Origin of the sequence: Bordetella genomosp. 5 (genome assembly GCF_002261475.1) — a bacterium.
GTDB lineage: Bacteria > Pseudomonadota > Gammaproteobacteria > Burkholderiales > Burkholderiaceae_B > Bordetella.
In genome coordinates, this window is the sequence record NZ_NEVN01000006.1 from 126,893 (window position 1) to 146,260 (window position 19,368).

Here is a 19,368-nt window from a genome sequence, read left to right on the forward strand (position 1 = left end):
TGGCGCCGGCGTATGCAGACAGCGCCGCCGCAACCTAGAACCGATGCCGCAGGCCCACCGCGTATTGGGTCTGACGCCAACACGGATCGTCCCAGGCGCCGTGCAGCTGACCCAGGATCGCATACACGTTGGTGCGTGCCGACAGATCGTGCGAGTAGCCGATCGAGGGGATGTGCTGCGTGTGCGTGGCGCCCTGGCGGCGCAGCGCGCCGCCATCGCCGGGCCGGCTCACCTGCCATGACGCCATGATCGTGCCGGCGCCCACGCGCCAACCCAGGCCGGCGAGCACGCCGTGCACGGTGCTGCCCGGGAAATAGGGCGTCTGGCCCGGAGACGGCACGGCCGGGATCGTCGAGCCGTTGCGCATGTGCGAATACGCGAGATACAGCGTCGCGGGTCCGTGCGTGTGGCGCGCCGCGAGCGTGACGGCCCAGGGCTGCGCGTCGCCGCCCGCCGCCGCCATCGCGCGGCCTTCGGTGGTATTCGCGGCCCAGCGCGCGCCCTCGTAGGTGAGGGCCAGCGCGGTCGACCCGCTCTCGTACGCCAGCGCCGCGCTGTTCAGACGATTGCTGTCGTGGGTGGCGAAACCGCCGCCCGGTCCGGTGTCGAAACTATGGTCCAGCGCGAAGCGCCAGCCGCCGGCAAGCGGCGCGCGCCACGACAGGCTGTTGTCGGCGCGGTTGGCATTGAACGGCAGCAGCGCCGTCTGCGCGCCCAGATTGAGGTACGAGGCCAGAAACGGATCGAACTCGGCGAGCAGCTCGGAGGACATCGAGGTCTGGCGGCCCGCGCGCAGCTCGCCCCAGGCGCCACCGATGCCGAGCCACGCGGCCCGGCCGAACAGGCGTCCACCCTGCGCGCTGCGGCCGCTGTTGGCCAGCACGCCGCTCTCGAGCTGAAAGCGCGTGTACATTCCGCCGCCCAGATCCTCGCGGCCGCGCAGGCCCCAACGCGATCCCGACTGCATGCCGGTCTGCATGCCGTGCGAGCTGCCCAGATCCGTGTCGTCGATGCCGGCGAGGCCGAGGTCGACCACGCCGTACAACACCACCGAGGCGTTGCTCGCGGGGGATTGCGCGCTCGCCTGCGCCGCGGGCAGGGCCAGCAGCGCGCAGACGATGCCGGTGAGCCGGGCGGCGTTCAGGCTCACGGCCACGCGCCGAAACGCGCGCGGCCGATCGGCGCGGACTGCGCGAATCACAGGTATTTCAGCCAGGCGATGTCGCGGCGGCGGGCCTTGAGCCGGCCGAAGGCGCGCACCGGCGCGTAGAGCGCCGCCGCCAGAATCACCGTCATCAGCCACAGCGTCGACACGTGGTCCACGCCGAAGTACTGGCCATGCGTGGTGCCCCAGACCGCCACCGCGGCCAGGTACAGCACCTTGAGCACGTAGAGGTGCAGGATGTAGAAGAAGAGCGGCGCGGCACCATACACGCACAGCGCGCGCACGCTCGCGCGGTCGCCCAGACGCTCGAGCCAGGCGAGCAGCAGCAGGCCCAGGCCGAGCGTGAGCAGCAGGAAGAACAGCGAGGGCGGGTACTTGGTGATGTTCACGAAGCTCATCAGCGAGCGCAGCGCGTCGTCTTGCGGGCTCCAGCCCTGGGCCTGGCCGTAGGCATTGAACGCGCGCAGCACCACGAACAGCGCAATCGCGCCCAGGCCCGCGCCGCAGAGCCAGCGACGGCGCGTTGCCGGTTCCACCGCGCGGCTGAACCACGGCCCGCAGGCGTAGCCCAGCGCGATCACGCCGATCCACGGCAGCACCGGATACGAGGTGCGCAGGCGCAGCGACTCACTCACCTCGAGCCAGCCACGATCATGCAGGATAGCCCAGATCACGAAGCCGGGTTCGCCCGGCGCCACATGAATGGCGTCGAGCAGGTTGTGGCCGGCGACCAGCGCCACGCCCACGATGACGAGCCATACGCGCGGCAGGTGCACCAGCAGCGCGAGCGCCAGCATCGACAGGCCGATGGCCCAGATCACCTGCAGATAGATCACCTTGGGCGGAAACTGGAAGGTCCACGCGAAGTTGATGAGCGTGAACTCCAGCGCCACCAGAAAGAGACCGCGCTTGGCCAGGAAGGCGCTGGTGGCTTGCAGGCTGCCGGCCTTCTGGCCATACAGCCACGCCGACAGGCCCGTCAGAAACACGAACACCGGCGCGCAGATATGCGCGAGCAGACGCGAGAAGAAGAGCTCGGGCGGCGTGTCGGTCACGTTCATGGGATCGCCCACCTGCGCATGCAGATAGACGGTCTCGCGCACGTGGTCGAGCAGCATGATCAGCATGACCAGGCCGCGCAGCGCGTCGATGGAATGCAGCCGGGTTGAGGCGGGGGAAGGTGAAGCGGAAACAGGGATACCGGTCATACAGAATGCAGCAAAAGGCCGGAGGGCAGGGTGAACGGAACGCGCCGCGCCTGGGGCCGCCGGGCGAGCCGTCATGCCGGGCAGGACGCGAACAAGGCGCGGATGAGCCGCGCCGAAGGGCTGCGAGTGTAATGTAATAACATATCAACGGCAAGCTGGCTGTCAGGATCGGGCGCGGGCGCAGGGGCATAATGCCGGGGTCGACTTCTGGCCCTCATCCATGCCCTCGCTGCAACTTTTTCTGCTGTTTCTCGCCGCCGACATGGCGCTCAAGCTCACGCCCGGCCCGGACATGGCGCTCACGCTCACGCGCGGCATGACACAGGGCTTTCGCACGGCGTGGTTCAGCGTGCTGGGCACCTTTTCGGCCGGCATCGTGCAGATTCCGCTCGTCGTGCTCGGTCTGGCCGCGGTCTTCAAGCAATCGCCCGAGCTCTTCATGGCCGTGAAGCTGGCCGGCGCGTGCTATCTGGTGTATCTGGGCGTCAAGGCGCTCCTGCGCAGTCGCCGCGGCGGCACGCTCGCCAGCAGCAACGCACGCGGGCAAGGGCGCGACGCCTATGTGCAGGGCTTCATGACCAACCTGCTCAATCCCAAGGTCTTCATCTTTCTGATCGCCTTCCTGCCGCAGTTCACCGACCCGTCACGTGGCCCGGTCTGGTTGCAGATGCTGGCGTTGGCGGTGTTCTCCAAGTGCATGGGCCTGGCCACCGGCGCGGGCTTCGCCTACGGCGCGTCGCGCATCCGGGGATGGCTCACGCGCAACCCGTGGTTCCTGCGCGCGCAGGAAGGGGTGCTGGGCGCGACGATGATCGCGATTGCCGGCTATCTGGTGTTCAGCCGAGGCGAGCCCGCGCGCTGAGCCCGGGCGGGTCCACCCCGATTCCTCAAACGGCGTCACCAAGCGGCGCCCCCAAACCGCGCCCCTAAGCGGGGCTACCAAGCGGCGCCACCAAACGGCGCCCCCAAACGGCACCCCCAAACGGTGCCCCCGAACGGCGCCCCCGAACGGCATCCAAACGGCGTCCAAGCGGCGTCTCTCTCTTCCTCTCAGGCATCGCCCCGCAGATTGGTTGCGGGCGCAAACGTCGCTCGTCCTGTTTGCGGCGACGGCGCTGCAATTCGCGCGCCACCGTCACGCGGTTGTAGCAGTCGCTCCCTAGACTGTGCGCTCCGATTGAATCCCAAAGAGGACACAACCTGTGAAAACCTTGATCCGCACCGCGGCGGCACGCGCTTGCCTGCCCGCTCTCCTGCTGCCGGCCTGCGCCGTGTACGCAGCCCAGCCCACCAGCACCGTTCAGCTCTATGGCCTGATCGACGTGGGCGTCCAGAGCCTCACCAACGGACCCGACGGCCGCAGCAAGACCGGCGTGTCGTCCGGCAACATGAACGGCTCCCGCTGGGGCCTGCGCGGCACCGAAGACCTCGGCGATGGCCTGAAGGCCGTGTTCGCGCTGGAATCCGGCTTCGACGTCGGTAACGGCAACACCCTGCAGGGCGGCCGTCTGTTCGGCCGCCAGGCGTATGTGGGCCTGTCCGACCGCAGCCTGGGCACGCTCACCCTGGGTCGTCACAACACGCTGATGATCGACTGGATGAGCAAGTTCAATCCGTTCGAGAACGCCAACTACGGCGGCAAGCGTATCGATCCGGCGTTCTCCGACCGGATGGACAACTCCATCAAGTACACCAACAAGTTCGGCGCCGTGTCGGTGGGCGCGTACTACAGCTTCGGCTGGAACAACGAACAGAACTGGGCCGACAGCAAGACCGGCCGCATGATCGGCGGTGGCCTGCGCTACCAGAGCGGCGGCTGGGACGCGGCCGTGCTGTATCACTCCAAGCGCGTCGATGCGCCGCGTGCGCCGGCCTCCAGCGACAACCGCGAAGACCGCGTGCTGGCCGCGCTGGCCTACGACTTCGACGGCGTGAAGCTCTACGGCGGCTATCGCTGGCTCGAGCAGAAGCTCACGCAGCGCGATTACACCAGCCGCCTGTACTGGGTCGGCGCAGCCTGGCAGGCCACGCCGGCCACGCGTCTGTCGGCGGCGGTCTATCACATGGATGGCACCACCTGCGACAACATGAACGTGTCGGTCTGCCCGGCGGCCCAACGCGCCGGCAGCGACCAGAAGCCGACCCTGCTCGTGCTGGGCAGCGAATATGACCTGTCCAAGCGCACCACGCTCTACGCGCTGGGTTCGTATGCGCTCAACGACAACGGCTCGTCGGTCAGCGTCATCGGCGGTCGCTACGGTGTGAACGTCGAACCGGGCAGCAATCAGCTCGGCGTGGCCGTCGGCATGCGTCATCGCTTCTGATGGCCGCGGCGCCCACTCCCAAGCGCGGCGCCGACGTGGTGGTGCGTGGCGTGCGCCACGCCTACCACGGGCACACGGTGCTGGCCGGCGTGGACCTCGAAGTGCCCGCCGGCACGGTGCTCGCGCTGCTGGGGCCGTCAGGCTGCGGCAAGAGCACGCTGCTCAAGGCGCTCGCGGGTTTGCTGCGGCCGGACAGCGGGGCGATCACCTTCGGGGCGCGCACGGTGTGCGCCCCCGATGCGTTCGTGGCGCCCGAAGGCCGCGACCTGGGCATGGTGTTCCAGGACTACGCGCTCTGGCCGCACATGAGCGTGGCGCAGAACGTGGCGTTCCCGCTCGCCATGCGGCGCGTGCCGCGCGCCGAGCGCGAGGCCCGGGTGGCCGATGCGCTTGCGCTGGTCGGCCTGGCCGGCATGGGCGTGCGCCGTCCCGCCCAGTTGTCGGGCGGGCAGCAGCAGCGCGTGGCGCTGGCGCGCGCGATCGTGGCCCAGCCCTCGCTGCTGCTGTTCGACGAGCCGCTCTCCAATCTCGACCGTGATCTGCGCGAATCGCTGTGCACCGAAATCGGTGCGCTCCTGCGCAGGCTCGGCACGACCGCCGTCTACGTGACACACGACCACGACGAAGCCTATGCGCTGGCCCACAAGGTGGCGCGCATGGAAGCCGGGCGTGTGACGGCTGTCATAAATACTTAAAGGAATGTTCATAAAATGGTCGCCCCCGTTTCCTCCCGGACGATGATTCGTCTTCTTATGGCACTTTCCCTCGGCGCCGCAGGCGCAAGCCACGCGGACACCCCGGCCCGGGCCCTCACGGTGTACACCGCCGGCCCCGGCACCCTGATCAAGCAGCTCGCCGAGGGCTATACGAAACAGACCGGCGTGCGCGTCGATGTGTTCCAGGCCACCACCGGCAAGGTGATGGCGCGTCTCGAGGCCGAGGCCGCCAATCCGCGCGCCGACGTGCTGATCTCCGCCTCCTGGGACACCGCGCTCGACATGGACAAGCGCGGCCTGCTGCTGGCGCACCAGAGCGTTAACGGGGCCCACGTGCCCGAGCGTCTGCGCACGCCCACGTACGTGGCGCAGGGCGTCTCGGCGCTGGGCATCGTCTGGAACGGCGCCACCGGCACGCCGGCGCCCACCGACTGGGCCGATCTGGCCAAGCCCGCCTACAAGCAGCAAGTCACCATGCCGGATCCGGCGCTGTCGGGCGCCACGATCGATCTGCTGCTCGGCCTGCAGAACGCGCAGGGCGAGGGCGCCTGGAAGCTGCTCGAGCAACTGCGCGATAACGGCATGACCGTGTCGGGCCCCAATGCCCAGGCGCTGACGCCGGTGCTGCAGGGCGCGCGCGCGGCGGTGTTCGGCGGCGTGGATTATGTGGCCTACACGAGCATCCAGAAGGGCGAAAGCGTGCAGGTCATCTTCCCGCAAAGCGGCACCGTGATCGCGCCGCGGCCGATGATGATCCTCAAATCCACCCGTTCGCCCGATCAGGCGCGCGCCTTCATCGACTACGTGCTGTCCGAGGCGGGTCAGTCGGCCGTGGCCGACGCGTGGCTGATCCCCGCGCGTGAAGACGTGGCGGCGCGCCGTCCGCACATGCGCGACATCAAGGTGCTCGAGGCCGATGGCGGCACGGCGCAAGGCGGCCGCGAGCAGGCGCTGGCCCGCTTCGCCACGTTGTTCGGCAAGCACTGAGCGCGCTGGCTCGAACGCCATGAAAAGCGTTTCCTTGCTGGCGGCTGCCGTGGCAGCCGCCCTGGTCGTGCTCGTCGCGCTTCCGATTGGCTTCGTCGGCCTGCAGGCCATCTTCCCCTACCTCGGCGAGGGCTCGCTGCGCGAACCCTTCGGGGTCTGGGGCCAGGCCCTGGGCGATCCGGCGCTGTTCGATCTGTTGGGCCAGACGCTCGGGCTGGGCCTGGGCGTGGCGGCGGTGGCCGCCGCGATCGGCCTGCCGCTCGGCACGCTGCGCGGCCTGTGCCGGCTGCCCGGCGCGCGCTTCTGGGACCTGATGTTCCTGCTGCCGTTTTTGTTGCCGCCGTATATCGCGGCGCTGTCCTGGACCATGGCCCTGCAGCCGCGCGGCTATCTCGCGCAGCTCACGGGCGTGGACCTCGGCGCCGTGCTGCACTCGCGCGGCGGCGTCATTCTCATCATGGGCCTGAGCACGTTTCCGGTGGTGTACTTCGCGGTGTCGCGCAGCATGGCGGCCACCGGGGCGCGGCTGGCGCAGGTGGCGCGTGTGTGCGGGGCGGGTGCGCGCACCGCGTTTCTGCGCGTGACGCTGCCGCTCGCCTTGCCGGCGATCGCCGCCAGTCTGCTGCTGGCGTTCACCCTGGCGATCGAAGAGTACGGCGTGCCGGCCGCGCTCGGTGCGCAGGCCGGCGTGTCCGTGCTCACCACCGCGATCGAGCGGCGACTGGCCGACTGGCCCATCGATCTGTCCGGCGCGGCGCTGCTGTCGCTGGTGCTGGTGGCGCTGGCGCTCACGGCGTTCACGGTGCAGCGCGCGGTGCTGGCGGGCCGCAACTTCGACACCACCAACGGCAAGCCGGTGCCGCTCGCGCATGCCGAGCTCGGCCCTTGGCGCTGGCCGGTGCTGGCCTTGTTCGCGCTCGTCGCGGGCGTGGCCGCGCTGGCGCCGCTGGCCGCGATGGCCACGAGCGCGCTGCAACGCACCCTGTCGGGCGGCCTGGCGCCCGGCAACTTCACCTTGGCCAACTTCGCCAGCCTGTTCGGCAGCGACGCGCAGGCCTATGAGGCGCTCGGCACCAGTCTGGCGCTGGCGGCCGGCGCGGCGGTGTTGACCGGCGTGCTGGGCTTTCTGGCCGCCTGGCTGGTGGCGGGACGTCATGTGCGGGGCGCGGCGCTGATCGACGGGCTAGCATTGCTGCCGGCGGCCTTGCCGGGCGTGGTGGTCGGGGTGGGCCTGATCCTGGCCTGGAACCAGCCGTTCTGGCCGGTCACGCCGTATGGCAGCTGGTTCATCCTGCTGTGCTCGTACAGCTGCCTGCTGTTGCCGTATCCGATGCGCTATGCGTCGGCGGCCCTGGCGCAGCTCGGGCCCACGCTCGAAGCCAGCGCGCGGGTGCACGGCGCCGGGGTGCTGCGCGCGCTCTGGCACGTGACGCTGCCGCTCACCGCGCCCAGCGTGGTGGCCGCCATGATGATGGTGTTCGCGGTCGCCTCGCGCGAGCTCGTGACCTCGCTGCTGCTCGCGCCCGCGGGCCTGCAGACGGTCTCGATCTATGTGTGGCGGCAGTTCGAGCAGGGCTCGGTGGGCAACGGCATGGCGATGGCCACGCTGGCGGTGCTGCTGAGCCTGACGCTGATGCTGGCGGGGCTCAAGTTACAGGCGCGCAGCACGGCGCACGCCTGAGCGCCCAAGAAAGCGAGGCCCGCGCGGCAGGCATGCCGGGCGGGCCTTGTCTTTCTGGCGGAGGTGGCGGGCTTACTTCGCCAGATTCGCCGCGCGCGGGTCTTTCTTGGCGAGGCGGGCGAGCAGGTGATCCACTTCTTCGCGGGCCTGCGCCGACATCGGGCTCGCCGGCTTGCGCTGTGCCGCCGAGCTCAGGATGCCGCGACGCATCAGCACGTACTTGCGCACCGCCAGCCCCACGCCCGGCTGCTGTTCATAGCGCAGCAAGGGCAGGTGCGCGTCGAACAGGTCGTGCGCCGCCTCGCGATCGCCCTCGGCATTCAGGCGCACGACGTCGCACAGCATGTCGGGGAAGCAGTAGCCGGTGTTGGCGCCGTCGGCGCCGCGTTCCATCTCGTAATCCAGGAACAGGCCGTTGTTGCCGCACAGGATCGAGATGTGGCGCATCTTGCCGTCGCGTTCGAAGCCGCGCAGGGTCGAGATCTTCTCCAGACCGGGCCAGTCTTCGTGCTTGAGCATCACGCACGAGGGCAGCTCGTCGACGATGCGCTTGATCACGCCCGGGCTCATCTGCACCGAGAACGTGAGCGGGTAGTCCTGCAGCACGAAGGGCACGTCGGCGCCGATGGCCTCGACCGCCTGGCGGTAGTAATTGACGATCTGGTCGTCGGTGCGCAGCGTGTTCGGCGGCGCGATCATGACGCCGGCCGCGCCGCGCGCCATCACCTCATGGGTGAGCGCGCGCATGGCCGCGAAGCCGGGCGCCGAGACACCCACGATCACCGGCAGCTCGCCGGCGCGGCCGATCACCTGGCTGGCCACGGCGAGCGACTCGGCATGCTCGAGCTTCTGGGCTTCGCCGAGCTGGCCCAGCACCGTGAGGCCGGTGGAGCCGCACGCATGATAGAAGTCCATCATGCGGTCGATCGAGGCGGTGTCGATGCGGCCGTCGTCGAAAAACGGCGTCGGCGCGATGGGATAGACGCCCTTGGCGTCGGCGGTGAGAGGCATGTCGGGTTCCTCGCGGATCAGATGCTCTGGATGAAACCGCCATCGACGCGCAGCGTCGAGCCGGTCAGGTAGCTGGCCTGCTGGCTCGCCAGGAAGGCGACCACGCTGCCATATTCTTCGGGCTTGCCATAACGGCCCACCGGGATGCTGGCCGTGCTCTCGGCCGACACCGACTCCACGCTGCGATTCTCGCGCTTGGCGCGGGCCTCGTCCAGGAACTGGATGCGGTCGGTCGCGATGCGGCCGGGCAGCACGATGTTGACCGTGACGCCGTCCTTGCCGACTTCGCGGGCCAGGGTTTTGGACCAGCCCACGATGGCCAGGCGCAGCGAGTTCGAAATACCCAGGTTCGGGATGGGCGCGATCACGCCCGACGAGGTGCTGGTGATAATGCGGCCCCAGCCACGCTCACGCATGCCGGGCAGCACGTGGTCGGTGATGGCATAGACCGGCAGCACCATGCTGTCGAAGAACTTGCGCCAGGTTTCGGCGGGCTGGCCCGAGGCCGGCGTGGGCGGGGGACCGCCGGTGTTGTTGACCAGGATATCGACCGGGCCGAGCTCGGCCTCGATGCGGCCGATGTGCCCGTCGATGGCGCCCAGGTCGGCGAGGTCCCAGGGCAGGGCCAGCGCCTTGCCGCCCGCCGCGACAACGGCTTCAGCCGTACGCGCCGCGGCCTGCGGGTCGATGTCGGCGACGGCGACCTTCGCGCCTTCCGCCGCCAGCGCCGTGGCGATCGCGCCGCCCAGTCCGCCACCCGCGCCCAGTACCAGGGCGACCTTGTCTTTGATTCCGAGATCCATGCTGCTGCTCCAGAAGGCGAGGCGCCGCGCGCCCCGCGAGGGTAGGCTCGCCATGCCTGCACGAATCCACAGAATATGGATCGGACGCCTGTCGGCGGATGGCGCTGCGTATTGGCCTTGATGTGCGTTATTCTGCGGCGTCGCGTGAGACGCGGCAAACGAGTCTTTTTCGGGATTTTCAAGAGTAAATGGAATGAATCCGCGCAAGCTGACCCCCTCGATGTCGCTGCTGCTGGCCTTCGAGGCGGCCGCGCGCCACCAGAGCTTCACCCGCGCCGCCCAGGAGCTGTCGACCACGCAGAGCGCGATCAGCAAGCAGGTGCAGGCGCTCGAGGCCTTGATCGACGTGGAGCTCTTCATCCGCACCGGCCGCCGCATCGAGCTGACCGAAGTGGGCGCCATGTACCAGCGTGAGCTCGCGCACCAGCTGGCCGGCATCCGCAACGCCACGCTGCAGGCCATCGCGTTTCGCCACGGCGCGGGCGACCTGCATCTGGCCGTGCTGCCGATCTTCGGTACCAAGTGGCTGCTGCCGAGGTTGAGCGATTTCTACAAGCGCCACGGCCAGGTGCAGGTACACATTCACTCCAAGGTCGGCCAGATCGATCTGGAGCGCTCCGGCATGGACGCCTACATCGCGGTGGGCGACGGGCTCTGGCCGGGCTGCCGCGCGCATCTGCTGATGGAGGAGCGCCTCGTGCCCATCATCAGCCCCGCGCTGCGCGCCGGCGCCGCGCTGAACGAGCCGCGCGACCTGGCCCGGCACCTGCTGCTGCGCGTAAAAGCCCGCCCGGAAAACTGGGCGCGCTGGTTCGCGGCGCGTGGCATCCCGGCCAGCCGGCTGCGCTCGGGCCCGGACTTCGAACTCACCTCGCATCTGATCCAGGCCGTCATCGCCGGCATCGGCATCGGCCTGGTGCCGCAGGCCTTCGTCGAAGACGAGCTGCGTGCCGGCACGGTGGCGATTGCCATGCCCGGCGAGATGCCCGATCCGTTGGGCTACTACCTCGTCTACCGCGAGGACCGCGCCAACGACCCCCCGCTGGCGCAGTTCCGCGAGTGGCTGGCGGGGCAGGGGTGAAAAGGCTAGGCGGGAGAGTGAGGTCGGCTGGACGGGCCTGCGAAAAGGTAGTCTGACACCTTAAAAGCTACCTCGTGTGCCGGCTCAGCGACGGCGCGGTGTAGGCCCCAGCTGCTTCAACCCGTTGCGTGACAGCGTCTGCAGCTCCTGCGCCGATAGGGTGTGGTCGGTGCTGTCGAGCAGCCGGTCCAGCGCGAAGTCGATGAACAGGCGCACGCGGCGGGGCATGTTGCTGCGGTTGGCGTACCAGAGGTAGAGCCCGCGCCGGTCGCTGGTCCAGTCGGTGAACAGCGGTACGAGGTCGCCGGCGCGCAGGCGCGGGGCGGCGTTGATGCTGTCGATCTGGCCGATGCCGAAGCCCGCCAGCACGGCCTCCATCTCGGTCTCGGGTTCGTTGGCGGTGAACACCGGCGCCATCGTCCGCTGCACCGTCATGCCGTCGATCTTGAATTCCCAGGGCAGTATCCGCCCGGTGCTCGGGCTGCGGTAGCCGGTGCAGCGGTGCGCGGCGAGGGCGTCGAGGTCGGCCGGCACGCCGGCCTCGCGCAGATAGGCGGCCGGGGCGCAGGTGATTTCCTGGATCGGAAACAGCCGCCGCGTGATCACCTGGGCTTCCGGCGGGCCGCCCGCCCGAAAGCCCACGTCGATCCGATCGATCACCTGATCCGAAAACTTTTCGTCCAGCACCAGATCCACCTCGATGCGCGGATAGCGTTCGCGGAACGCGTGCAGCAGCGGCAACAGGATGCGGCGGCCCACCGGCGTGGCGGCGCTGATGCGAATGAGGCCGTGCTCCTCGCCGCTGGCCTGACGCGCGCCGCTTAGCACGCGCTGCAGGGCATCGAGGCGCGGCCGCACCGAATCGAGAAAGCGCTGGCCGTCCTCCGTCAGCGTGCTGCTGCGCGTGGTGCGATGAAACAGCCGCATGCCCAGGTGCTGTTCGAGCTGGCGCACGCTCTTGCTGACCGCCTGCGCGCTCAGGCCCAACGCGTGGGCCACCTGATTGAAGCTGCCGAGCTCGGACACCCTCACGAAGATCTCGATCGCGCGCAGTTCGTTCATGCTCGATGCCAACTAAAAGTAGAGAATGAAACATCATAGTGCCAACTACTGGATTCGACTCAGGCTGCGTAAAGTTCGCTCCATCGAAGCTCACATCCGACTTCGACAACGCACAAGGAGCATGACATGACGCAACAACAGCACGAGCAGGAACAGACGCTGGCCGGCCGCGTGGCCGTCGTGGTGGGCGCATCCAGTGGCATCGGCCTGGCGAGCGCGCGGGCGCTGGCGGCGCGGGGCGCGCGGGTCGCGTTGCTGGCGCGGCGCGCCGAGCGGCTGGAGCAGGCGGTGGCGCAGATCCGCGCGGCGGGTGGCGAGGCGATGGCGCTGGCGACCGACGTCACGGATCAGGCCTCGGTCGACGCCGCCGCCCAGGCGGTGGCTCAGGCCTGGGGCCGCGCCGACCTGGTCTTCAACAATGCCGGCGTGATGCTGCCGGGTGCGGTCGAGGAGCGCAAACTCGCCGAATGGGAGCAGCAGATCGACCTGAACGTGACCGGCGTGATGCGGGTGATCCATGCCTTCGTGCCGCAACTCGCCCAGGCGGCGGCCGAAGGCGGACCGGCCGATCTGATCAACACCTCATCGATCTGCGCCCAGGCGCTGTTCCCGTACTTCGCCACCTACAGCGCCACCAAGGCCTACGTCAGCCATCTGTCGCGTCATCTGCGCATCGAGCTCGGCCCGAAAAACATTCGCGTTGCGATGATCGAGCCCGGCATCGTCGCCACCGAACTGCAGAGTCACGTGACGTTCCAGGGCACCAAGGATTGGCTGGCCGCCGCCGAAACGCAGATCGAGTTCCTGCAACCCGAAGACGTCGCCGACGTGGTGACCTTCCTGGCGGGCCTGCCCAAGCGCGTCAACCTGCAGCAAGTCGTCGTGATGCCGACGCAGCAGGGGCAATGAGCCGGGCAGCCGCGCGGGTGGGCGTGCTCAGCGCGCACCGGCCGCGACCAGCAGCGCGGCGCTCGCTTCCTGGCCGCGCTGGCGCGCGTGCGCCAGCGCCGTCACGCCGTCGCCGTCGGGCAGATTGACGTCGGCGCCGTGCGCGATCAGCAGCTTGATGATTTCCTGGTGCGCCGGGCCGCCGTCGCTCAGCAGCACGGCTTCGAGCAGGCCGGTCCAACCCAGGCGATTGACGTGATCCGGATCGACACCCGCCTCGAGCAGGAAGCGCACCGTGTCCACGTGGCCGCGTTCGCAGGCCGGGATCAGCGCCGTGCCGCCGTAGCGGTTGGTGCTCTTGAGGTCGGCGCCGTGATCCACGGTGGCGCGCAGGATCGCGAGCTCGCCGCGGGCACCCGCGAGCAGATAGGCGCTGTCCTGCATCCCGTTCTTGAGATTGACGTCGGCGCCGGCGGCGATCAGCGCGAGCGCGGCCTCGGTGTGCCCCTGCGCGGTGGCAAGCAACAGCGGTGTGTTGCCGCTGTTGTCGCGCGGGTCGACCGGCGTGCCCGCCTGGAGCAAGGCGCGGACACGCGGCGTGTCGCCGGCCTGAGCCGCGGCCAGCAAGGCGGCGGGATCGGCGGCGGCGGCGGCAGACGTGCCGACCGCGCCCAGCGCGAAGGACATCACAAGCATGCGGATCAAGGGCAGGGCGGGCACGGCGTCTCCATACAGGCGGGCCGCCGACGGGACGGCCTCTGACCGCACTGTAGCAGCGTCACAAGCGCCCGCGGCCCCGACGCAGCAGGATCACGCGGCGCGCTGCTCCACATTGGCGCCATACAACTCGGCCACGGGCACGGCGCGCCGCGAACTGGTGGCGGCGCTGCCCTCGGCGGACCAGAGAAAGGGGTAGAAAGAAAATGCCTCGTCCGGTCCGAGCGCGGCGGCGTCCGCTTCCCAGCCGGCCCAGCGCAGGTCGGCATAGAAGTCGGCCAGCCTCTCGCTCAAGGCCCATTGCACGAAATCGGTGTAGCCCACGTCGAGCGCCTCCCAGGTGAGCGTGTCGGGCGCGCAATAGTGCAAGGTGCCCGGCTCGCCTCCAAACGCGCCCCCGTCCAGTGCGAAGAAGCCGCCGGCGGCATCGTCGGCCACCAGCAGGAAGCCGTCGGCGCGGCCGTGATTCCAGCGCAGCAGATCGCGCGGCAGGCGCGGGTGGCCCGAGCCCAGCACGCGCAGCCAGCCGTGGTCGATCAGCAGCCCGCCGGTGCCGTGCGCGATCGCGCCCAGCGGCGAGCGCGTGCTGACCTGCAGGCCAAGCAGCACCTCGTCGGCCTGCGGCCCGGCCGGCAGGATCTCGCAGGAAACGGCCGCGGAGGCGACCCATTCTTTAATCAGCGGCAGCGCGGGATCGTCGGTGTGAATCAGTTCAGTCAGCGTTTTCATGGCGGGCATGATAACGCCGGGCCCGCCTCGCTGCAGCGCGGCCGTCAGGCGCCGCAGGTCTCCAGCCAGGCCTCGAGCTGCGTGGCGTTCATCGGATGCGCGAACAGGAATCCCTGGGCCTCGTTGCAGCCGCAGTCCCGCAGAAAGTCGCGTTGCGCGGCGGACTCGACGCCTTCGCCGACCACCCGCAAGCCCAGGCGCCGCGCCATCTGCACGACCGTGCGCACGACGGTGCGATGGGTCTCGGAGGTCTCGATGTCTTCGATCAGGGTGCGATCCATCTTGACCGACGTGGCCGGAAAACGCAGCAGATAGGTCCAGTTGCTATAGCCCGTGCCGAAGTCGTCGATGGCGACCGAAAGCCCGGCGCCTTGCGCGTGCTGCACCGTGCGCAGCGCCGCGGGTTCATCCTGGATCCACGCGCTCTCGGTGAACTCCAGTTCGAGCCGTGCGGGATCCACGCCGGCCTCGCGCAGCAGCGCCATGATGTCCGCCACCAGGGTGGTGTCTTCGAGGTCGCGCGCGGAGATGTTCACCGCCAGACTGAGGGGCACGCCGGCCTCGCGCCAGCGGCTGAGCTGGTCGACGGCCGCGCGCAGCACCCAGCGCGTGATGTCGTTCATCAAGGCCGTGTTCTCGGCCAGCGGCAGGAATTCGGACGGGCTGACGCAGCCGAGCTCGGGATGGTTCCAGCGCAGCAGCGCTTCCACCGAGTCGCAGCGGCCCGTGTCCAGGACGAGCTTGGGCTGGAACGCGAGCGAGAAATTGGCGCAGTCGGACACCTCGGCCGAGAGCGCGGCCAGCAGCGCCTGGGCGCGCTGCTGCGCCTGGTCGACCTCCGGGCGGAAATAGGCAAGCCCGAGATTGTGCTGGCGCGCGTCTTCGGCGGCGCTGACGGCAAGGCGGATCCAGTCGCCGTAGTCGATGCCGGGCTTCAGGGGCAGCACGCCCAGGCCCAGGCCGGTGCGCACCGGAATCGACTGACACACCACGGGCAAGTGAAACGCGCGCTGCAGATCGGCGGCCACGCGCTCGACATCGACGCCGCTGCCTTCCACCACCAGAAACGCAAAGCGCGTGGGGCTGATCTTGTAGAGCACGCACTCGGCCGGCACCGCGCCGCGCATGCGGTCGCGCACGTCCGCCATCAGTTGATTGAAGAAGGGATAGCCCAGCGTGCGGATGAACGCGTTGGCCAGCTCGATCGGCAGCAGGTCGGCCGTCACGACCTCGAGCGGCCGGCCCTCGCCGAGCAGCAGCGCCACGTCCTGCTCCAGCCGCAGCCGATTGAAGAGGCCGGTGGGCTCATCGATGTAGCGGGTGTGGCGGATCGTCATCAGGCGCGCCAGCGCCAGGCGTCCGAAGTGCGCCAGCGTCTCGCGCTCGCGTGCGGACATCGGTTGCCGCGCGTCGCGGTCGATCACGCATAGCGTGCCCAGCGCGAAACCGTCTCGTGTGACGAGGGGTGTGCCGGCGTAATAGCCGGCCTGCAGCTCGCCCGTGACCGCCACCGACCGGGCATAGCGCGGGTCGCGCCGCGCGTCGCACACCTCGAGCACGCCGTCGCCGGCGATCGTGTGCTCGCAGAGGGCATCGCCCCTCGGCGTGTGCTCGACCGACGTGCCGATGCGCGCCTTGAACCACTGGCGGTGCCGGTCGATGATGGAGAGCAGTGCAACGGGCGCGTCGAACAGGCGCGCGGCGAGCGCGACGATCTCGGAGAGCACTTCATCGTGCTCGCCGTCGAGGTCGAACAAATCGAGGCAGGCTTGGCGTTCCGCTTCGTTGGCCGGGTGCGGAAGCGCCGGCGTGATACTCATGAATACAGCCTGCAAGCGTTGAATCGGCGCACCCAAAGGGTGCATTTGTTTCAGGTTATCGCCTCGGCCGGTGTCACGTCACGCGCGCTCGCGCCATCCGCGACCAGATGTCGCCTGGCTGCAACGCATGGCGTGGTCGCTAAAAGTCGTACAGACGCGCCGCGTTGTCGACCAGGATCGCCTGCTTCTCCGCGTCGCTCACCCAGGCGCAGAAGGCCGAGAGCTGCTCGCCGTCGTCGATGGGATGCAGCGGTTCGCTGCGATCGCGCGAGCGCGGCACGCCGGGCCAGGCGCCGGAATGCGGCCAGTCGGTGCCCCACAGCATGCGGTCGAGCCGGGCGTCGATGAGTGCCCGCGCGATCGCGCGCGCCTCGATCGGCGGGCGGCCGTCCTGCCACACCGTAAGGCGGTAGGGCGCGGACAGCTTCACATAGACATTGCCCGCCGCCACCGTCTCGAGCAGCGCATCGAAGCCATCCTGACCGGTGCCGGCCACCGCGCTCGCCAGCGCGAAATGATCGATCACGACGGGCACGGCGCAGTCGCGCAGCGCGGGCGCGAGGGCGCTCACGACCGGCAGCGTGGTGTAGATCTGCACGTGCCAACCCAGGTCGGCCACTTGCTCGGCGGTACGCGCGAGCGCGGCGCGCGCGACCGCCGGATCGTGTTGCCCGAACGACTGCAGGTTCACGCGCGCACCCCGCACGCCCGCCTCGTGCAGCGCACGCAGGTCGTTGCGAGAGACGTCGGGCGCCAGCACCGCCACCCCGCGCGAAGCATGGCCGGCCGCGTTCAGCGAGTCGAGCGCGTCGGTCATGCAGCGATTGTCGGTGCCTTGCGGACTGGCCTGCACGACGACCGCGCGGTCGACGCCCAGCGCGGCATGCAGTGCGAGCAGATCATCGGTGGAGGCAAGCCCGGGCATGAACACGCGGTTCTCGGCGAGCGGGTAGCGGTCGAACGGCCCGAAGATGTGCACATGGCAGTCGCAGGTGCCGGGCGGGATCGTGCCCGCGACGGGGCTGTGGTGCACACCCAGCACGGTGCGCGCGGCGTCGGAGGAAGGCGTGGGCAAGGTACGGCTCATGGAAGGCTCTGCTGCGATACGGATGGGAGGGGCGACGCTCAGGGGTTCTGCTTGATGCCGGCCGACTGGATCAGCCGCACCCACTTGTCGCGATCGGTCTGGTAATAGCGGGTGAAGGCCGCGGGGCTGTCGTCCGACAGCGCATAGCCCTGCGCTTCGAGCTTCTCGCGCACATCCGGCAGGCGCAGCACGCGCCGCACTTCGGCATTTAACGCGTTGACCACATCGGGCGGCGTGGCGGCCGGCGCGAGCAGACCCAGCCAGGTGGCGACCTCGTAATCCTTCAGACCCGCCTCGGCCGTGGTGGGCAACTGCGGCGCGAACGCGACGCGCTCCTTGCTCGTCACGGCCAGCGCGCGCAACCGTTGATCCTTCATGTAGGGCAGGGCCGTCGACGCGTTGGCGAACATGAAGGGCAGCCGCCCGGCCAGCATCTCGGTGATGCACGCCTGCTCGCCCGCGAACGGGATGCTGTGCAGCTCGATGCCGGCCGTCTGCGCAAACAGCACCGCCGCCATATACGGCGAGGTGCCGATGCCACCCGAGCAGAAGTCGATCTCGCCCGGCGCGGCCTTGGCCTGCGTGATCAGCTCCTGCACGGAATTGGCGCGCAACTTGGGCCCGGCCAGCAGGACCTGCGGCGCGCTGCCCACCAGCGCCACGCCGGTAAAGTCCTTGAGCGGATCGAACGTGGTCACGTTCTGCAGCGTGGGCGCGACGGCCACCGTGGTCTGGCTGGCGAGCAGCAGCGTGTTGCCGTCGGGCCGCGCGCGCGCCACATAGGCCGCGGCGATCATCGACGCGGCGCCGTTCTTGTTCTCGACCATCACGGCGCGGCCGCCAACCTGCATGTGCTGCGCCACGATGCGGGCCACGGTGTCGGGCGCGCCCCCGGGCGGCGCGCCGACCACGATGCGGATCGTGCCACCGGCCGAAGTGTTGTCGGCGAGGACGGGCGCCGCCAGACCGAGCAGCGCGGCGCCCAGCCAGGGCGCGATTCGCCTGGCCAGCCGCTGGCGGGGGCAAACGCCGGGTTTCTTGTCCATCGTGGTCTCCTCGCTTTATCGCGTGCGCCGCGTCGAGGCGGCGGGCACTGTTGTGATGTGGACAAAGTGTCTGCGATCGCGGTTGATATGGTCAAATATATATATTGAGTCATTTCATACAGAGATATGTATGAAAGCGGAGGCACATGAACAAACGCGAAATGGCACTGTTCGAAGCCGTCGGGCGCACGGGGTCGGTAACGCTGGCGGCGGCCGCCACCGGCATGTCGCAGCCCGCGGCGAGCGCAATGTTGAAGTCGCTGGAAGACAAGCTGGGGTTCGCGCTGTTCACGCGCGACAAGCGCCGGCTCGCGCTCACGTCGGAAGCGCGCCTGCTGCTGCCCGAGATCGTCCATGCCCTCGCGGCCATGGACAACGCCGAACGCGTGGCGGCCAGCATGCGGGGCGGGGCGCACGCCCGCCTGGATATCGGCGCGGTGGCCGCGGTCGGCGCGAGCATCCTGCCTGGCGCGATGGCCTGGCTGCAGGCCCACGAGCCCGGTTTGCGGGTGAGCGTGCGCACGGACATGACGCTGGGCGTGGCCGGACTGGCCGCCGATCAACGCATCGATGTCGGCATCGTGATCGGCTCCGCCGCGCTGCCCAATCTCGGCCAGCGTACGCTGGCGCGCCTGAGCCTGCAGGCCGTCATGCCGGCCGGTCATCCGCTCGCCGGCCGCAAACGCCTCGCGCTTGCCGATCTGGCGGACACGCCATACATATCGCTCAGCCGCCATCTGCAGGTCGGAGCGCTGACCGCGCGGCAGTTCGAACAGGAGCGCCTGCCGTTTCTACCCGTGATCGAGGTGAATCAATATTCCGCCGCCTGCGCCTTTGCCGAGCGCGGCCTGGGCGTGGCCATCCTCGACAGCATGAGCGGCCTCTACGCGCGACGCCACGGGCTGGTTGTCGTGCCGGTCGACGTGGAAGGCGGACTGGATCTGGACATCGTCTGGCCACTGAACCGCGGCCTGGGCCGCGTGGCGCGCCAGCTCGAGGCGGGGCTGCTGCATGAGCTGGACCACACCGACGATGCTGCGTGA

Annotated in this window: 17 protein-coding genes and 1 pseudogene; 8 read left to right on the plus strand and 10 right to left on the minus strand. The window is 69.2% G+C overall.

Translation table 11 applies throughout. The features are described from left to right. Window positions 1-34: 34 nt before the first annotated feature. Both CEK29_RS12255 and CEK29_RS12260 read right to left on the minus strand, forming a co-directional pair. The gene (locus CEK29_RS12255; protein WP_176456892.1) at window positions 35-1,150 is read right to left on the minus strand and encodes a porin; all 1,116 of its coding nucleotides are present in this window, start codon (window positions 1,148-1,150) and stop codon (window positions 35-37) included. 47 nt (window positions 1,151-1,197) lie between these two features. Further along, on the minus strand, window positions 1,198-2,373 hold the full coding sequence (locus tag CEK29_RS12260) for a DUF1624 domain-containing protein (RefSeq protein ID WP_094858258.1): 1,176 nt from the start codon (window positions 2,371-2,373) through the stop codon (window positions 1,198-1,200). Window positions 2,374-2,593: 220 nt separating this feature from the next. Here CEK29_RS12260 and CEK29_RS12265 point away from each other — a divergent pair, with 220 nt between their 5' ends. From CEK29_RS12265 to CEK29_RS12285, 5 genes are all read left to right on the plus strand, one after another. After that, entirely contained in the window at window positions 2,594-3,235 is a 642-nt protein-coding gene (locus tag CEK29_RS12265) for a LysE family translocator (RefSeq protein ID WP_170948466.1), read from the plus strand. A 340-nt stretch (window positions 3,236-3,575) separates the two neighbouring features. Next, window positions 3,576-4,697, plus strand: coding sequence for a porin (locus CEK29_RS12270; protein ID WP_094858259.1), 1,122 nt, complete (start codon window positions 3,576-3,578; stop codon window positions 4,695-4,697). Continuing rightward, on the plus strand, window positions 4,697-5,392 hold the full coding sequence (locus tag CEK29_RS12275; RefSeq protein ID WP_094858260.1) for an ABC transporter ATP-binding protein: 696 nt from the start codon (window positions 4,697-4,699) through the stop codon (window positions 5,390-5,392). The genes CEK29_RS12270 and CEK29_RS12275 overlap by 1 nt, the downstream gene beginning before the upstream one ends. 57 nt (window positions 5,393-5,449) lie before the next feature. Further along, window positions 5,450-6,400 (plus strand): ABC transporter substrate-binding protein, encoded by a 951-nt coding sequence (locus tag CEK29_RS12280; RefSeq protein ID WP_094858261.1) that lies wholly within the window; start codon window positions 5,450-5,452, stop codon window positions 6,398-6,400. Between the two features lie 19 nt (window positions 6,401-6,419). Next, window positions 6,420-8,081 (plus strand): ABC transporter permease, encoded by a 1,662-nt coding sequence (locus CEK29_RS12285; protein WP_094858262.1) that lies wholly within the window; start codon window positions 6,420-6,422, stop codon window positions 8,079-8,081. Between the two features lie 72 nt (window positions 8,082-8,153). Here CEK29_RS12285 and CEK29_RS12290 read toward each other — a convergent pair whose 3' ends face one another. Both CEK29_RS12290 and CEK29_RS12295 read right to left on the minus strand, forming a co-directional pair. Continuing rightward, window positions 8,154-9,092 (minus strand): dihydrodipicolinate synthase family protein, encoded by a 939-nt coding sequence (locus CEK29_RS12290; RefSeq protein WP_094800035.1) that lies wholly within the window; start codon window positions 9,090-9,092, stop codon window positions 8,154-8,156. Between the two features lie 17 nt (window positions 9,093-9,109). Continuing rightward, a complete protein-coding gene (locus CEK29_RS12295) occupies window positions 9,110-9,895 on the minus strand; it encodes an SDR family oxidoreductase (protein ID WP_094858263.1) in 786 nt (261 codons plus the stop codon). 193 nt (window positions 9,896-10,088) lie between these two features. On the opposite strand from CEK29_RS12295, the gene CEK29_RS12300 reads away from it, so the two are divergent. Beyond that, a complete protein-coding gene (locus CEK29_RS12300; protein ID WP_094858264.1) occupies window positions 10,089-10,976 on the plus strand; it encodes a LysR substrate-binding domain-containing protein in 888 nt (295 codons plus the stop codon). 84 nt (window positions 10,977-11,060) lie between these two features. On the opposite strand, the gene CEK29_RS12305 is transcribed toward CEK29_RS12300, so the two are convergent. Then, on the minus strand, window positions 11,061-12,038 hold the full coding sequence (locus CEK29_RS12305) for a LysR family transcriptional regulator (RefSeq protein WP_094858265.1): 978 nt from the start codon (window positions 12,036-12,038) through the stop codon (window positions 11,061-11,063). Between the two features lie 93 nt (window positions 12,039-12,131). Between CEK29_RS12305 and CEK29_RS12310 the strand changes: the two are divergent. Next, window positions 12,132-12,947, plus strand: a pseudogene (locus CEK29_RS12310) (SDR family oxidoreductase); the annotation flags it as partial. 27 nt (window positions 12,948-12,974) lie between these two features. Here CEK29_RS12310 and CEK29_RS12315 read toward each other — a convergent pair. From CEK29_RS12315 to CEK29_RS12335, 5 genes are all read right to left on the minus strand, one after another. Then, on the minus strand, window positions 12,975-13,613 hold the full coding sequence (locus tag CEK29_RS12315) for an ankyrin repeat domain-containing protein (protein ID WP_255176151.1): 639 nt from the start codon (window positions 13,611-13,613) through the stop codon (window positions 12,975-12,977). A gap of 123 nt (window positions 13,614-13,736) precedes the next feature. Continuing rightward, window positions 13,737-14,372, minus strand: a complete 636-nt coding sequence (locus tag CEK29_RS12320; RefSeq protein WP_094800259.1) for a DUF2625 domain-containing protein — start codon at window positions 14,370-14,372, stop codon at window positions 13,737-13,739. A 44-nt stretch (window positions 14,373-14,416) separates the two neighbouring features. Beyond that, a complete protein-coding gene (locus CEK29_RS12325; protein WP_094858267.1) occupies window positions 14,417-16,192 on the minus strand; it encodes a putative bifunctional diguanylate cyclase/phosphodiesterase in 1,776 nt (591 codons plus the stop codon). Window positions 16,193-16,331: 139 nt separating this feature from the next. Further along, window positions 16,332-17,279 carry an amidohydrolase family protein gene (locus tag CEK29_RS12330; RefSeq protein ID WP_094858268.1) on the minus strand — a complete coding sequence of 316 codons (948 nt, stop codon included), beginning with the start codon at window positions 17,277-17,279 and terminating at the stop codon, window positions 16,332-16,334. Between the two features lie 38 nt (window positions 17,280-17,317). Continuing rightward, window positions 17,318-18,325, minus strand: coding sequence for a tripartite tricarboxylate transporter substrate-binding protein (locus tag CEK29_RS12335; RefSeq protein ID WP_094858269.1), 1,008 nt, complete (start codon window positions 18,323-18,325; stop codon window positions 17,318-17,320). Window positions 18,326-18,471: 146 nt separating this feature from the next. On the opposite strand from CEK29_RS12335, the gene CEK29_RS12340 reads away from it, so the two are divergent. Beyond that, window positions 18,472-19,368, plus strand: coding sequence for a LysR family transcriptional regulator (locus CEK29_RS12340; protein ID WP_094858270.1), 897 nt, complete (start codon window positions 18,472-18,474; stop codon window positions 19,366-19,368).